The 14,567-nt window shown below is 60.3% G+C and carries 13 protein-coding genes and 2 pseudogenes; 12 read left to right on the top strand and 3 right to left on the bottom strand.

The genetic code is table 11. The features are described 5' to 3' along the window. Window positions 1–65: 65 nt before the first annotated feature. The 7 genes from gatC to AB2N04_RS12665 all read left to right on the top strand — a co-directional run bounded on the left by gatC (window position 66) and on the right by AB2N04_RS12665 (window position 6,738). Window positions 66–353: an Asp-tRNA(Asn)/Glu-tRNA(Gln) amidotransferase subunit GatC gene (gene gatC / locus AB2N04_RS12695; RefSeq protein WP_367714819.1), complete on the top strand. Its 288-nt coding sequence runs from the start codon at window positions 66–68 to the stop codon at window positions 351–353. Window positions 354–413: 60 nt separating this feature from the next. Further along, the gene (gene gatA, locus AB2N04_RS12690; RefSeq protein WP_367714818.1) at window positions 414–1,895 is read left to right on the top strand and encodes an Asp-tRNA(Asn)/Glu-tRNA(Gln) amidotransferase subunit GatA; all 1,482 of its coding nucleotides are present in this window, start codon (window positions 414–416) and stop codon (window positions 1,893–1,895) included. A gap of 41 nt (window positions 1,896–1,936) precedes the next feature. Beyond that, entirely contained in the window at window positions 1,937–2,770 is an 834-nt protein-coding gene (locus AB2N04_RS12685; RefSeq protein WP_367714817.1) for a YdcF family protein, read from the top strand. 564 nt (window positions 2,771–3,334) lie between these two features. After that, window positions 3,335–4,735 (top strand): L-serine ammonia-lyase, encoded by a 1,401-nt coding sequence (locus AB2N04_RS12680; RefSeq protein ID WP_367714816.1) that lies wholly within the window; start codon window positions 3,335–3,337, stop codon window positions 4,733–4,735. Window positions 4,736–4,807: 72 nt separating this feature from the next. Next, on the top strand, window positions 4,808–5,242 hold the full coding sequence (locus AB2N04_RS12675) for a DUF1489 family protein (protein WP_367714815.1): 435 nt from the start codon (window positions 4,808–4,810) through the stop codon (window positions 5,240–5,242). Between the two features lie 66 nt (window positions 5,243–5,308). After that, a complete protein-coding gene (locus tag AB2N04_RS12670) occupies window positions 5,309–6,046 on the top strand; it encodes a VWA domain-containing protein (RefSeq protein WP_367714814.1) in 738 nt (245 codons plus the stop codon). Next, window positions 6,043–6,738 carry a DnaJ domain-containing protein gene (locus AB2N04_RS12665; RefSeq protein WP_367714813.1) on the top strand — a complete coding sequence of 232 codons (696 nt, stop codon included), beginning with the start codon at window positions 6,043–6,045 and terminating at the stop codon, window positions 6,736–6,738. The genes AB2N04_RS12670 and AB2N04_RS12665 overlap by 4 nt, the downstream gene beginning before the upstream one ends. A 47-nt stretch (window positions 6,739–6,785) precedes the next feature. Here the strand turns inward: AB2N04_RS12665 and AB2N04_RS12660 are convergent. Then, window positions 6,786–7,998, bottom strand: a pseudogene (locus AB2N04_RS12660) (serine hydrolase). Window positions 7,999–8,489: 491 nt separating this feature from the next. On the opposite strand from AB2N04_RS12660, the gene clpS reads away from it, so the two are divergent. The 4 genes and pseudogenes from clpS (at window position 8,490) to AB2N04_RS12640 (ending at window position 12,498) form a co-directional block, all read left to right on the top strand. Then, entirely contained in the window at window positions 8,490–8,819 is a 330-nt protein-coding gene (gene clpS, locus AB2N04_RS12655; RefSeq protein WP_367718805.1) for an ATP-dependent Clp protease adapter ClpS, read from the top strand. Window positions 8,820–8,827: 8 nt separating this feature from the next. Further along, window positions 8,828–11,291 (top strand): annotated as a pseudogene (clpA, locus tag AB2N04_RS12650) (ATP-dependent Clp protease ATP-binding subunit ClpA). A 110-nt stretch (window positions 11,292–11,401) separates the two neighbouring features. Then, a complete protein-coding gene (locus AB2N04_RS12645; protein WP_367714812.1) occupies window positions 11,402–12,151 on the top strand; it encodes an AzlC family ABC transporter permease in 750 nt (249 codons plus the stop codon). Then, entirely contained in the window at window positions 12,148–12,498 is a 351-nt protein-coding gene (locus AB2N04_RS12640) for an AzlD domain-containing protein (RefSeq protein ID WP_367714811.1), read from the top strand. Before AB2N04_RS12645 ends, AB2N04_RS12640 begins: the two co-directional genes overlap by 4 nt. Before the next feature lie 14 nt (window positions 12,499–12,512). Here AB2N04_RS12640 and AB2N04_RS12635 read toward each other — a convergent pair whose 3' ends face one another. Beyond that, window positions 12,513–12,938: an HIT family protein gene (locus tag AB2N04_RS12635; RefSeq protein ID WP_367714810.1), complete on the bottom strand. Its 426-nt coding sequence runs from the start codon at window positions 12,936–12,938 to the stop codon at window positions 12,513–12,515. Window positions 12,939–13,048: 110 nt separating this feature from the next. Between AB2N04_RS12635 and AB2N04_RS12630 the strand changes: the two genes are divergently transcribed. Then, window positions 13,049–13,378, top strand: a complete 330-nt coding sequence (locus AB2N04_RS12630; protein WP_367714809.1) for a multidrug efflux SMR transporter — start codon at window positions 13,049–13,051, stop codon at window positions 13,376–13,378. A 6-nt stretch (window positions 13,379–13,384) separates the two neighbouring features. Here AB2N04_RS12630 and AB2N04_RS12625 read toward each other — a convergent pair whose 3' ends face one another. Continuing rightward, the gene (locus AB2N04_RS12625) at window positions 13,385–14,557 is read right to left on the bottom strand and encodes a GNAT family N-acetyltransferase (protein ID WP_367718804.1); all 1,173 of its coding nucleotides are present in this window, start codon (window positions 14,555–14,557) and stop codon (window positions 13,385–13,387) included. Window positions 14,558–14,567 lie beyond the last annotated feature (10 nt).

The following is a 14,567-nucleotide window of genomic DNA, read 5'->3' as shown; positions in this document are numbered from 1 at the left end:
CGGTTGCACGCCGCCCGCGCGCCGATTATAGCCGGGGCGCAGCCAATAAGCGCCTGGAGAAAACCATGTCCGTGGACATCGATACCGTGAAGCGTGTTGCGCGCCTCTCCCGCATTGCCGTTGACGAGGCCGATGCCGAGCGCATGACGGGCGAACTCAATGCCATTCTCGGTTTCGTCGAGCAACTGAATGAAGTGAATGTCGAGGGCGTCGAGCCCATGACCTCCGTCATCCCGATGGCGATGAAGAAGCGCCAGGACGGCGTGACCGACGGCGACAAGGCAGATGATATCGTTGCCAATGCGCCGGCCTCGGAAGACAATTTCTTCGTCGTTCCCAAAGTGGTCGAATAAGAGCGCCCCGCTTCCCAACCCATTTGCCCTGACGGGCCGCCGGATTTTCACGGATCTTCCATGACAGAGCTCACCAAACTCACCATTGCCGAAGCGCGCGACAAGCTGGTCGCGAAGGCCTTCACCGCCACCGAGCTGACCGAGGCCTATCTTTCGGCCATCGATACCGCCAATGAAAAGCTCAATGCCTATGTCGCCGTCACGCATGACAAGGCGCGCGCCATGGCGAAGGCGAGTGACGAAAAGATCGCGAAAGGCGAAGCCGGCGCGCTGGAAGGCATTCCGCTCGGCATCAAGGATCTTTTTGCGACCGAAAACGTCCACACGCAGGCCGCCAGCCACATTCTCGATGGATTCAAGCCCAGATACGAATCCACCGTCACCGCCAATCTGTGGGCCGACGGCGCGGTGATGCTCGGCAAGCTCAACATGGACGAGTTCGCCATGGGGTCGTCCAACGAGACATCCTACTACGGACCGGTCATCAACCCATGGCGCGCGGAAGGCTCCAACGCCGATCTCGTGCCGGGCGGCTCGTCGGGCGGTTCGGCGGCAGCGGTTGCGGCATTCCTGTGCGCGGGTGCCACCGCAACGGACACCGGCGGTTCGATCCGCCAGCCTGCCGCCTTCACCGGTACGGTCGGCATCAAGCCAACCTATGGCCGCTGCTCGCGCTGGGGCACGGTGGCCTTCGCCTCTTCGCTCGATCAGGCGGGGCCGATTGCACGCGACGTGCGCGACGCTGCAATCCTCTTGAAATCCATGGCTTCGGTTGACGACAGGGACACCACCTCCGTCGATCTTCCGGTGCCCGATTACGAGGCTGCCATCGGCCAGTCGGTCAAGGGCATGAAGATCGGCATTCCGCGCGAATACCGTCTCGACGGTATGCCGGAGGAAATCGAGGCGCTGTGGAAAAAGGGCATCGAATGGATGCGCGATGCGGGTGCGGAGATCGTCGACATCTCCCTGCCGCACACCAAATATGCGCTGCCTGCCTATTACATCGTCGCGCCTGCCGAGGCGTCTTCCAACCTCGCGCGCTATGATGGCGTGCGCTACGGCCTGCGCGTACCCGGCAAGGACATTGCTGACATGTATGAACAGACCCGTGCGGCCGGTTTTGGCCGAGAGGTCAAGCGCCGCATCATGATCGGCACCTATGTTCTGTCGGCTGGTTATTATGACGCCTACTATCTGAAGGCGCAGAAAGTGCGCACGCTCATCAAGCGTGACTTCGAGCAGGTTTTCGATCAGGGCGTCGATGCCATTCTGACGCCGGCCACGCCTTCCGCAGCTTTCGGCATAGCCGATAAGGAAATGGCGTCCGATCCGGTGAAAATGTATCTGAACGACATTTTCACGGTGACGGTCAACATGGCGGGTCTGCCGGGCATCGCGGTTCCTGCCGGTCTCGATGCGAAAGGCCTTCCGCTGGGTCTCCAGCTCATCGGCAAGCCGTTTGAGGAAGAAACGCTCTTCCGCACGGCGCATGTGATCGAAGAGGCCGCAGGGCGTTTTGCACCGAACAGGTGGTGGTAATCACCGTGGTGCGGCTTTTTTCATAGAGACGGAGCCGCATCATGTTTCACCTTGTTTCCGGGATCGGCTGGATGGTTCTGCAACCGCTCGGTCTTGTGGTCATCCTGATCGCGGTTTCGCTTCTGGCTGCGCTGTTCCACTGGCGCCGCCTGGCCATCGGGGCAGGCAGTCTGGCGCTGTTGACGCTGTTTTTATCAGCATGGACGACGCTTGGTGCACTTGTGCTCGGGCCGCTGGAAGACCGTTTCCACAAACCAGACCCGCTTCCCGGTGCGATCCATGGTGTTGTGGTTCTTGGCGGTGGGCTCGAAGGTTCCATCAACATGGCGCGAGGCGGCCATGAGCTGAATGCCAGCGGTGATCGGTTTGTCGAGGCCGCCATTCTTGCACGCCGGTTCCCGCAGGCCAAAATCCTGATCTCGGGAGGGCAGGGCGCTGTTTTTCTGGCCGGAGAGGGGGACGCGGACACTGCTCCGCGCCTGTTGGAGGCACTTGGTGTCGACCAGGAACGGCTGATTCTGGAAAACCGGTCGCGTGATACCTATGAGAATGCCGCGTTCTCCAAAAGGCTGGTGAAGCCGGGACCGGCAGAAACATGGCTCCTTGTCACCTCGGCATTTCACATGCCGCGTGCGGTTGGCGTGTTTCGCAAAGCCGGTTTTCCTGTGATCCCATGGCCAGTTGATTACAAGACGGCGGGAAATGAAGCGCCCGGACTGGCGCAGGACAATGCGCTTGATTCGCTACGGAATGTCACGGTCGGGATTCGCGAGTGGATCGGTCTTGTCGCCTATCGTCTGGCCGGTAGAACCGAGACGTTTTTTCCCGGCCCGATGCTGGCACCCTCTGAATCCGCACCGTCAGATTCATCTTGATGCTGCATTGCAGCAAAAATGTCCGCTTTTCGCCATAACTGTTGAAGATTCCTTTATGCGCGCAAGTGTTTGATTGCGCTGAGAAAGCCCGGATTCCCGGGCTGTATAACGGTTTGCGTGCCGTCCTTTTGCCGTTTTTGGACTTGCGGAAGCCGAACGAGAGGAGTATCTCCCGCCGTCACGGATCGGCGATTGGGATGATCCCTTTCGGAGATCGGATAACAAACGGGATATGCATGGACGATAGCGTTGAGAGATCCTGCTGGGGCGTAACCGCCAAAGCAGTGGTCGGGCTTGCGGGAATCATCTTTCTGGCATGGCTCTTGATTGGCGCCGAAACGGCAGCGGTCGTAGCAACGGCAGGCTGAACTACCAGCAAAAAACCGCACATATCGATTCTTCAAAGTCAAAGGGCGCAGCGCAAATGCTGCGCCCTTTGCTTGTGTGGGGAAATCGCCTACATCTTGCGATGGCCCGGTCACGCAGATGCGTGCCGTGCCGCAACCTGCCAATTGCCACTGACAGCAGGAGCATTCCTGTGGTCAGGTACCGGAGCCAGCGCCCATGTTCCTTTCTGTTTTCGACCTGTTCAAGATCGGTATCGGTCCGTCCAGTTCGCACACGATGGGCCCCATGACCGCTGCGGAACGCTTCCTGTCAGAGATTGCAGGCGATGACTGGCCGCGCCCGGCGGGAAGCGTCGTACACCGGCTCTCGGTCAGCCTGCATGGCTCTCTGGCCTTCACCGGTGTCGGTCACGGCACGGACCGGGCGGTGATCCTGGGGCTTGCAGGCTTCAACCCGCTGACCGTCGACCCGGACCGGATGGATGAACAGCTCGCCGCGATCTCAGCCGAAAAACTGATCCGGCCGGCAGGGCATCCACCATATGCCTTCGATCCGGAGACCGATCTCGTGCTCGACCGGAAGAAGGCCTTGCCGGGACATGCCAATGGCATGGCGTTCAATGCCCATGATTCGGATGGCCGGCTCCTGTTACGACGAATCTATTACTCCATCGGTGGCGGTTTCGTGGTGTCCGAGGAAGAGCTTCAGACGCTCAAGAACGAGACCCGCAAGCCCGATGCCGACGATGTGCCGTATCCCTTCGCCAGCGCCCGCGAAATGCTGTCAATGGCGGCTGATAGCGGGCTGACCATTGCCGAGATGAAGCGGGCCAACGAAGAAGCCCGAATGTCCCGTGCCGAGCTGGATGCCGGGCTCGATCGCATCTGGCAGGCGATGGACGCGTGCATCGAACGCGGTCTTTCCCAGAACGGTGTCATGCCAGGTGGCTTGAATGTCCGGCGTCGGGCACGCCAGTTGCACGAAACGCTGGATGAGGACTGGCGTCAGAACCGTCCCAACCCGCTTGCGGCAAACGACTGGCTTTCCGTCTTTGCGATGGCGGTGAACGAAGAAAATGCGAGCGGCGGACGCGTCGTGACCGCGCCGACCAATGGCGCAGCAGGTGTGGTGCCCGCCGTCATGCGGTACTGGCAGAAATTTCACGTCGACGCCGATGCCAACGGTGTCCGCGATTTCCTTCTGACGGCAGCTGCAATCGGCGGCATCGTCAAGCACAACGCCTCCATATCCGGAGCGGAGGTGGGCTGTCAGGGCGAGGTGGGGTCGGCTTCCGCCATGGCGGCAGCCGGATTTGCAGCCGTTCTGGGCGGGACGCCCGAACAGGTGGAAAATGCAGCCGAGATCGCGCTGGAACATCATCTGGGCATGACATGCGACCCGGTTGCCGGGCTGGTCCAGGTTCCCTGCATCGAGCGCAATGCCCTGGGTTCTGTCAAAGCCGTCACCGCGGCTTCTCTGGCCGTGAAGGGCGACGGCAAACACTTCGTCTCGCTCGACGCCGCGATCGAAACCATGCGCCAGACCGGCGTCGACATGAATGAACGCTACAAGGAAACCAGCCTTGGCGGTCTCGCTGTCAACGTTGTCGAATGCTGAGAGACCTTCAGCGCTGTGGAGAGCCGGCTATCATTGCTTGACCCAGGCAGGGCAGCGCCCGACATTTGAACAATGGCACTCAATCTTATCAAACTGTGCGTCGGCTGCGAAAGCGTCGAGCAATTGCAGGACTGGATCGCGCTGCGCCTTCGCGACCAACAGGCACGCGGGGAGGCCGCCGAGCAGTTTCACACCACGCGCATGGTGCCCAAGCGGGTTGAAGAGCTGACCGGCGGCGGCTCACTCTATTGGGTCATCAAGGGCACGGTGCAGTGCCGGCAGAGGCTTCTCGACATACGCCCGTTCCGCGATGCCGAGGGCGTGTCGCGCTGCCATCTGGTGCTGGAGCCCAAACTCGTGCGCACCCATTTTCAGCCGCGCAGGGCCTTTCAGGGCTGGCGCTATCTGGAGGCGAAAGATGCGCCACCGGATCTCGGCAGTGCGGGAGACGATGCCGAAATGCCTCTGGAACTGCGCCGCGAACTTGCAGAACTCGGCTTGCTGTAGCGCCTTATCTGGCGCAGGCTTGCGTCGAGCCTTGCAACCAGTTCACGGACGCCCATCTTTCTTCCTATGAGCGACAAGAAAACGCCCGCGCCGCGTCGCGCACAGACAAAGCCCGAAAAGACCCGGTCACCATCGGGTGCGATCGATGCCTTTGTCCGACAGGCCCGCGCCATCGCACCTTCGTCCGGTGCCGGCGGGGGGCGGCTGATTCTGGCCCTCGACGCAACGATGAGCCGGCAGCCCACATGGGATCTTGCCTGCAAGCTGCAGGCGGAGATGTTCGACGCGGTCGGCAAGGCGGGCTCGCTCAACGTTCAGCTTGTCTATTTTCGTGGTTTTGGCGAGAGCCGGGCCTCACGCTTCGTGCGCGACACGGATGCGTTGAAGACGCTGATGACAAAGATCGATTGCCGGGGCGGGCACACGCAGATCGGCAAGGTCCTGTCGCATGCGCTGAAGGAAACCGCTCGCGAGAAAATCAACGCGCTCGTTTATATTGGCGATGCGATGGAAGAGAGTGTCGACGACCTCGCGGACAAGGCAGGCCGGCTCGGATTGAGCGGCGTTCCCGTTTTTGTCTTTCAGGAAGGGAACGATCCAGTGGCCGAAGGCGCTTTTCGTGAGATTGCACGTCTGTCGAGGGGGGCCTGGTTCCGGTTCGATTCGCGATCGGCTGCGGAGCTTGGCAAGTTACTGTCGGCTGTCGCGGTCTATGCGACCGGCGGTCTCAAGGCACTCAGCGATCGAAACCGGCCCGAGGACCGCCGAATGCTGGAGCATCTGCGCGGTGGCAAGGACCGATGAGCTATCCGTTCTTTTTCTTTGCGCTTCTGCTTCTGCTCGTTTTGGCAGGACTGGCCTTCATGAACGCAAGTCCAAAGCGGCTTGCCGGCATTGTGAGATTTACTGGACCCGTCCTCTTGGCACTTACCGGCGTCGTGATGCTTTTTGCCGGTCGGGCGGGGATCGGCGGCATGCTGCTTTCAGCGGCTGCTGCCTGGTTCGGTTCCGCGCGCTTGAAGATGGGCCGGAGGAAGCAGGCCGGACAGCGTTCCGCCGTTCGCTCCGCCGCGCTCGAGATGGAGCTGGACCACGATAGCGGGAAACTGTCCGGGGTGGTTCTTGCCGGGCGTCATGAAGGACGCCGGCTTGAAGACATGACGCTGGAAGAGCTGCTTTTACTTTATTCGGAACTTGAAAGCGACGAAGAGAGCCTACGCCTTCTCGAAACCTATCTTGACGGCGAATTCCCCGCCTGGCGCGACGGCGCGCAGCCGAATGGCGACCGGGGGGAGGGAGCTGCGCCGGGCGCGGGCCCCATGACCGAGGAGGAGGCCTATGAGGTCCTTGGTCTTGAACGAGGTGCGACCGTTGCGCAGATCAGAGAGGCTCACCGCCGCCTGATGCAGCGCCTGCATCCCGACATGGGAGGCACCTCGTCTCTTGCCGCCCGTATCAACGAGGCGCGCGACATTCTGCTGTCTGCTCATGAGTGAGTTCCCGGTACGCGCTACACTATCCTGACTCATCATCAACTCCGCTCTTACTGCTGCACGGCGTAGCAGGAGATGCTCTTTTTCTTGAGCGACGCACAGGCGCCCCAGGCATCGGACTTGTCCTTGAACCCGACGAACCGGGCCCGGTGATAGGTGATGCCACCCTTTTCGAATGTCTCGGTGATCGGTACGGCCCGAGCCAGGACGCTGCCGGCCTTCTTCTCGGTCTCTGCGAGGAACATCAGTGCCTCGTCTTCCGAAGGCATGGACGCCACCTGGATGACCCAGCCACCGAGTGAGGACGCTGATTCTGCACCGGCATCGGTAGAAGCGGTCGGCATGGGATCGACCGCTGCAACCGCCACCCGGGGGCGAGGGACCGCGGCATTCACTGCTGCGGAGGCACGCACGGGCTGTTCGGGTGCATAGGCCCGTCAGGGTTTCGATCTCGGGCCGTTCGGTCGGCAGCGGCACCTTCTTGCCAGGAATCATCGCGGCAAGTGCATTGCGTGCACCACCGGGTGCCTTGGCGATCAGCATGCGGTCGCGACCGGTTGAGCCCTTGTTGAGATAGCGCTTGATGAGGTCGGCCATATGGGCGTCGCGGCTGCGTGAGGTGCGCCCGCCCATGACGACAGCCACGATGCTGCGCCCGTTGGCCTGAACGGAACTGGCCAGATTGAAGCCTGAAGCGCGTGTATAACCGGTTTTGATGCCGTCAACGCCCTTCACGCGACCGAGCAGGCGATTGTGATTTCCGTAACGGCGCTTTTTGTATGTGAACGAGGTGGTCTGGAAATAGCTGTAATACTGCGGGAAATGCTCACGCAGAGCGATGCTCAGCTTGGCCATGTCGCGTGCGGTCGTCTTCTGCCGGCTGTTCGGCAGCCCGTGCGCATTTTTGAACGTGGTGCGGGTCATCCCCAGGCTGCGGGCCTTCGCTGTCATCATCTCGGCGAATTTTGCTTCGGAACCGCCAAGAAACTCTGCAACGGCCGTTGCCACATCATTGGCAGAGCGGGTCACAAGCGCGCGAATGGCCTGATCCACCGTCAGCCTGTCACCTGGACGAAGGGCGATGTTGGTTGGCGGCTCGGCGGCTGCATTGCGCGACACGGGAATCCGGGTCTTTTTGGAGATGCGGCCTGCAGAAAGCGCCTCGAAAATCATATAGGCCGTCATCATCTTGGTCAGAGATGCCGGATAACGCGGCGCATCGGCACTCGATTCGTAGAGCACCTTGCCGGTTTTGGCATCCATCACGATGCCCGCATATTTCGAATTTGCGGAAGCCTGCCCAACGGCCCCTAAAAGGACGGCGGCGGATAGAAAGCAAGCTGCGAGAATTTTGCTCGAAAGATGCGCAAAACTCATTTTACGCTTTAACGCCTGACGCACGACCACACCCATTAACAACTGGTTCAAGATTGCGAGAAACCCCCGCCCGCAAGCTCATTTCCAGCCACACTATTCGGGGCGACGTTACCAATCCGTTTATGGTGTGCCGTTCGTTGCCGAAAATGCTTAATATTGAGTCGAAATCGAACGATCCGCCCTCCACCGACCCGCGGAGGAGGAGGGGGAAAGCGAGATGGCGTAGTTTTGAACGCAAATCACCCGGCTTCGTATTGTCACGAACGCAGAAGGCCTTAAAATTGATGTATGGGTACCTACATGTTTCACGTAAGGGCTCGGCATAGGGAATGGAATTCTTGAATATCGGTGATGCCATGCAGCGTTGCGACTGGCGGATGCAGGATGGCGAAGAGGGCGGGGATGACACCGGGCGCGGCACGGCTGTCATCACGCGCACCAAAACAAAGACAAAGAAGCCGAGTTTGTATCGTGTTCTGTTGCTGAATGACGATTACACGCCCATGGAGTTCGTCATTCATGTGCTTGAGCGCTTCTTTAGAAAGGATCGCGAAGCCGCGACCAGAATCATGCTGCATGTCCACAATCATGGGGTTGGAGAATGCGGCGTGTTCACGTTCGAAGTGGCGGAGACCAAGGTAACGCAGGTGATGGACTTCTCCCGACAGCACCAGCATCCGCTGCAATGCGTGATGGAAAAGAAATGAGGTACTGAATGCCGGCTTTTTCCCAAGGCTTGGAGCGGGCTCTGCATCAGGCGCTCACATTTGCCAATGAGCGTCATCATGAATATGCAACGCTCGAACACCTGCTCCTTGCGCTGATCGACGATACGGACGCAGCCGCTGTCATGCGCGCGTGCAATGTCGATCTCGATGCGCTCAAGGAGACGGTGGTAAAATATATCGACAGCGACCTCGACAATCTCGTCACGGGCTATGACGAGGATTCCAAGCCGACGGCCGGTTTCCAGCGCGTGATACAGCGCGCGGTAATCCACGTTCAGTCCTCGGGACGCGAAGAAGTGTCGGGTGCGAATGTTCTGGTCGCCATTTTTGCCGAGCGGGAAAGCCACGCGGCCTACTTCCTGCAGGAACAGCAGATGACGCGTTATGACGCGGTCAACTACATCAGCCACGGGATAGCCAAGCGCCCGGGCGCCGCAGACACGCGAACGCCGCGCGGATCGGAAGAGGACGAGGCTGCCGCCCCAGGCGCAGACGCGGAAGAGAGCACCAAGAAGAAACAGGCGCAGGATGCGCTGACCGCCTATTGCGTCAATCTGAACGACAAGGCGAGGGCTGGCCGCATTGATCCGCTGATCGGTCGGGCGCCCGAGATCAGCCGGACCATTCAGGTGCTGTGCCGGCGTTCCAAGAACAATCCGCTTTATGTGGGCGATCCGGGGGTCGGCAAGACCGCCATTGCAGAAGGTCTGGCAAAACGGATCGTCGAAGGCGATGTGCCGGATGTTCTGGCGGACGCGACGATTTTTGCCCTCGATATGGGCTCGCTTCTGGCCGGAACCCGCTACAGGGGCGATTTTGAAGAGCGCCTGAAGCAGGTGGTCAAGGAACTGGAAGACTTTCCCGGGGCCGTTCTCTTCATCGACGAGATCCATACGGTTATCGGTGCCGGCGCGACCTCGGGCGGAGCCATGGATGCTTCCAACCTTTTGAAGCCGGCCTTATCGTCGGGATCGATCCGCTGTATCGGGTCGACCACCTACAAGGAATTCCGGCAGTTCTTCGAGAAGGACCGTGCGCTCGTGCGCCGGTTCCAGAAGATCGATGTGAGCGAACCCACGGTCGATGATGCCATCGAGATCATGAAGGGTCTGAAGCCCTATTTCGAGGATTTTCACAAGGTTCGCTATACCAATGAAGCGGTGAAGGCGGCCGTTGAGCTTTCGGCGCGCTATATCAGCGACCGCAAGCTGCCGGACAAGGCGATCGACGTTCTGGACGAGACCGGAGCGTCGCAGAAGCTGCTGCCCGAATCCAAGCGGCGCAAGACGATCAACGTCAAGGAAATTGAGGCCACGATCGCGACCATGGCCCGGATTCCGCCCAAGACGGTTTCTGCCGATGACGAAAAGATCCTTGCAACGCTGGAGGACGAGCTGAAGCGGGTCGTTTACGGGCAGGACACCGCGATCACCGCACTGTCTTCCGCGATCAAACTGGCGCGTGCCGGCCTCAGGGAGCCTGAAAAGCCCATCGGTTCCTACCTGTTTTCAGGGCCGACCGGCGTTGGCAAGACGGAGGTGGCGAAACAGCTTGCAGCCTCGCTCGGGGTCGAGCTTCTGCGGTTCGACATGTCCGAATACATGGAGCGCCATACGGTTTCGCGCCTGATCGGCGCACCGCCCGGCTATGTCGGTTTCGATCAGGGAGGTCTGCTCACGGACGGCGTCGATCAGCATCCGCATTGCGTGCTGCTGCTGGACGAGATCGAGAAGGGCCCATCCGGACCTCTTCAACATTCTGTTGCAGGTGATGGATCACGGCAAGCTGACGGACCACAACGGCAAGAGCATCGATTTCCGCAACGTCATTCTGATCATGACGACCAATGCCGGCGCAGCCGACATGGCCAAGCCTGCCATCGGCTTTGGCTCTTCCAAGCGCGAAGGCGATGACATGGAGGCGATCAACCGGCTGTTTACGCCGGAGTTCCGCAACCGACTGGATGCCGTCATCCCGTTCGGGTCGCTGCCGGCGCCCGTCATCCATCAGGTTGTCCAGAAATTCGTCATGCAGCTTGAGGCTCAGCTCGCCGAACGGCGCGTGACTTTCGACCTGAACGACGAAGCGGTCGCCTGGCTTGCCGACAAGGGGTATGACGAGCGGATGGGCGCACGCCCGCTTGGGCGTGTGATCCAGGAGCACATCAAGAAACCGCTCGCAGACGAAGTGTTGTTCGGCCGGCTGAAGAAGGGCGGCACCGTTCGTGTGGGCGTGGAAAAGGATGAAGCGGGCGAAAGCCGGCTGAAGCTCGACGCGGTACCGGATGACGCTCCGATCAAGCCGCGTGACGAGGTCCCTGCCAAGAAGAAGGCGAAGCCGGCTGCCAAAAAGCCGCGCAAGCCCAGAGCCGCCGCAAAGCCAAAAACATCGAAGCCGAAGGGACCGCCGACAAAGCGGAGCCTTGTGCCGCAACTGCCACGCAAGGACTGAACGTCGATCAGCTCCTTTGAGTGGACCAATCCGGAAAGCGTGGGTGCCACAAACACCCACGCTTTCGTCGTATCGCGCCGCGGTTTTTGCTGTGCTACGCCCTTGCGGCGATGAATGAAAATGCAGAAATCGAGTCGGATGCACAGGGCAGTGTCGCCACCTGGTATTTGCGGGGTGTACGCCGCTGCGTCTCGATTCCGGGCCTTGTTCTCATCAGCGCCTTCATCGGTTTTTCAGGCCTTGCGCGCGAGGCGGGGCTGACGCTTTCACAGGCTGTCTTCATGACCGGTGTGGTCTGGGCCCTGCCGGCGCAGGTTGTGTTGATCGGCGCGGTTCTGGCGGGCAACAGCCTGATCGCGGTTGCCTTTGCGGTCGCTCTCTCCTCGGTGCGCCTCGCGCCGATGGTCGTGGCGCTCACGCCGGAACTGCGCACGCCAAAAACCCGCAAATGGGTTCTGTACGCACTGTCCCATTTCGTGGCCATTACGTCCTGGGTTCTGGCGATGGAGAGCTTCCGCAAGGTCCCGCGCGCCATGCGAACGGCCTATTACACGGGTATCGGCACCACGCTTGTGCTGGTGAACATGGGGGTGGTTGCGATGGTGTTTCTTGTGGCCGGCAAACTTCCGGTACAGGTCACCGCAGCCCTGTTTTTTCTCACGCCCATCTATTTCCTGACCTCGCTCTGGGGCTCGGCGCGCGAAAGGGCAGGGCATGTCGCGATGGTGCTTGGACTGGCCTGCGGGCCGCTCTTTCACATCTTCCTTCCCGGATTTGATCTGCTCGCCGCCGGTCTGTTTGCCGGGGGAGCGTCCTATCTGTGGCACCGGGCACGGGTGAAACGGGAGACGGTCGGTTGAGTTTTGACGCGATTGACGCCTGGTGGTGGCCCTATGTTTTCATCCTGCTCGCCGGCTGGCTCGCGACGGATATCTGGCGCTATCTCGGAGTATATCTCGGTGGCCGGATGTCGGAGACCTCCGACATCCTCGTCTTCGTGCGCTGCGTTGCGACCGGGCTGGTGGCAGCCGTTATCGCAAATCTGATCGTGTTCCCGAGCGGGGCGCTGGCGGATTCCCCGCTTTCCCTTCGACTGGGCGCAGCGCTGGTTGGCTTCGCAGCCTATCTTCTTTCACGCAAGCAGATACTTGCCGGCATCATCGCTGCCGAAGCGGTTCTGTTGACCGGCCTGTACCTCATCGGTTGAAGCGTCGCTCCCGTTCAGAGATGGGCGCGGATCTTTTCGGCCTGTTCGGCAAGAACGGCCTGGTCCGCCATCTCGCCGGTGTGCGGGCGCAGTGCCACCCCCTCGAAACGGGGAATGATGTGCACATGCAGGTGAAACACAACCTGACCGCCTGCCTGTTCGTTAAACTGCTGGATCGTCACGCCATCGGCGCCAAAAGCCGATTTTGCTGCACGTGCGAGCTTCTGGACCGTGCGCATCACCGCTGCCAGACTGTCTTCATCGACATCAAGGAGGTTGCGCGACGGCTTCTTCGGAATGACAAGGCAATGCCCGTCACCGCGCGGCATGATATCCATGAGAGCGAAAGTCGCATCGTCCTCGTAAAGCTTGTGACAGGGCAGTTCACCGCGCAGGATCTTGGCGAAGACATTGTCATTGTCGTAGGGGCTGTTCGTCATGGGATCCTCTCGTTGAAGGCGATTGCGGGGCAAGTTTTCTGCGTTAATCTCGCGCCCGTCAACTGTTGTCGGCGTGCGAGTCGCGCCCTGTTCATGAAGTGATTCTGCAAGTGACTTACGCCTATCTGATTGTGGCAATCCTGTTCGAAGTCGTGGCCACGACCGCGCTGAAACAGACGGACGGGTTCTCTCGTCTGATCCCCTCGCTCGTGACGCTCGTTGGCTATGGGGTTGCGTTCTTTTTCCTGTCGCTCACACTGCGCACCATGTCTGTCGGCATTGTCTACGCGCTATGGTCGGGTGCGGGTATTGTTTTTATCACCGCGATTGGCTGGCTGTGGTTCCGGCAGGCGCTCGACACGCCTGCGCTGATCGGCGTTGCGCTGATCATTGCCGGAGTGCTCGTCATCAACCTGTTTTCGAAATCGGTGATGCACTGAGCCGTTTCAGTTCTTTCGAAACGGGGTGTGCTCTCCGAGAACGCGGTTGATTTCCGCCACGTCTCTTCGCTCAAGCTCGAGATATTGTGCCACCGCGCGCCTCAAACCTTCATGGGGGATGAAATGCGCCGAACGGGTGGTGACCGGCTCGTAACCACGGGCAAGCTTGTGTTCACCCTGTGCACCGGCCTCAACGGTGTCGAGGCCGCGCGAAATGGCGAAATCGATGGCCTGATGATAGCAGACCTCGAAATGCAGAAACGGATGGTCTTCCACGCAGCCCCAGTTGCGGCCATAGAGCGTTTGCGAACCGATGAAGTTGATCGCGCCGGCAATGTAGCGACCGTTCCGGCGTGCCATGACGAGCAGTATGTCGTCGGCCATGCGTTCGCCGATCAGCGAAAAGAATTGGCGGTTGAGATAGGGGCGTCCCCACTTTCGGCTGCCGGTGTCGAGATAAAAGCTGAAAAAATCGTCCCAGACCGCTTCGTTCAGGTCGGATCCCGTCAACCAGTCGATCTCGATGCCGTTTTCGAGCGCGGTACGCCGTTCCTTCTTCAGCGCCTTGCGCTTGCGTGAGGCGAGTGTGGCGAGAAAATCGCCATGGTTTTCATAGCCGCGATTGAAGAAATGAAACTGCTGATCGGTGCGCGTCAGAAAACCGGCCCGCTCCAGTGCGCTCATGTCCTCATCCACCGCAAACGTCACATGGGCGGAAGAAACCCCGAGCCGGCCCGTGAGGGTCTTCAGGCCCTGCGCCAGTGCATCGCGCACCACGCTGGAGCGCGCCTCCTCGCGGGTGAGCAGACGGGGGCCCCGCGCCGGTGTGAACGGCACCGAGGCCTGCAGTTTGGGGTAGTATCGCCCGCCGACCCGCTCAAAGGCGTCGGCCCAGCCGTGATCGAACACATATTCGCCCTGGCTGTGCGATTTGAGGTAGCAGGGCACTGCCCCTAGCAGCACGCCATCGGCCGAACGCAGAAGCAGGTGCTGGCCCAGCCAGCCGCTTTCCCGCGTGGCGCATCCGCTTTCTTCCAGGCTGGACAAAAACGCGTGGGATAAAAAGGGGTTGTAGGGCGTGCTTCGTATCCGGCGGTTCGTGCCCGCAAGGCCTTCCCAGTCGGATTTCGGTATGTCGGAGAAAGACGATGTGACCGTGAGGGTCAGATCGCCCGCCATTCCGGCACTC

This window comes from Nitratireductor sp. GISD-1A_MAKvit, assembly GCF_040819555.1.
Taxonomy (GTDB): Bacteria; Pseudomonadota; Alphaproteobacteria; order Rhizobiales; family Rhizobiaceae; genus Nitratireductor.
This window is presented reverse-complemented; position numbering and strand designations above follow the sequence as displayed.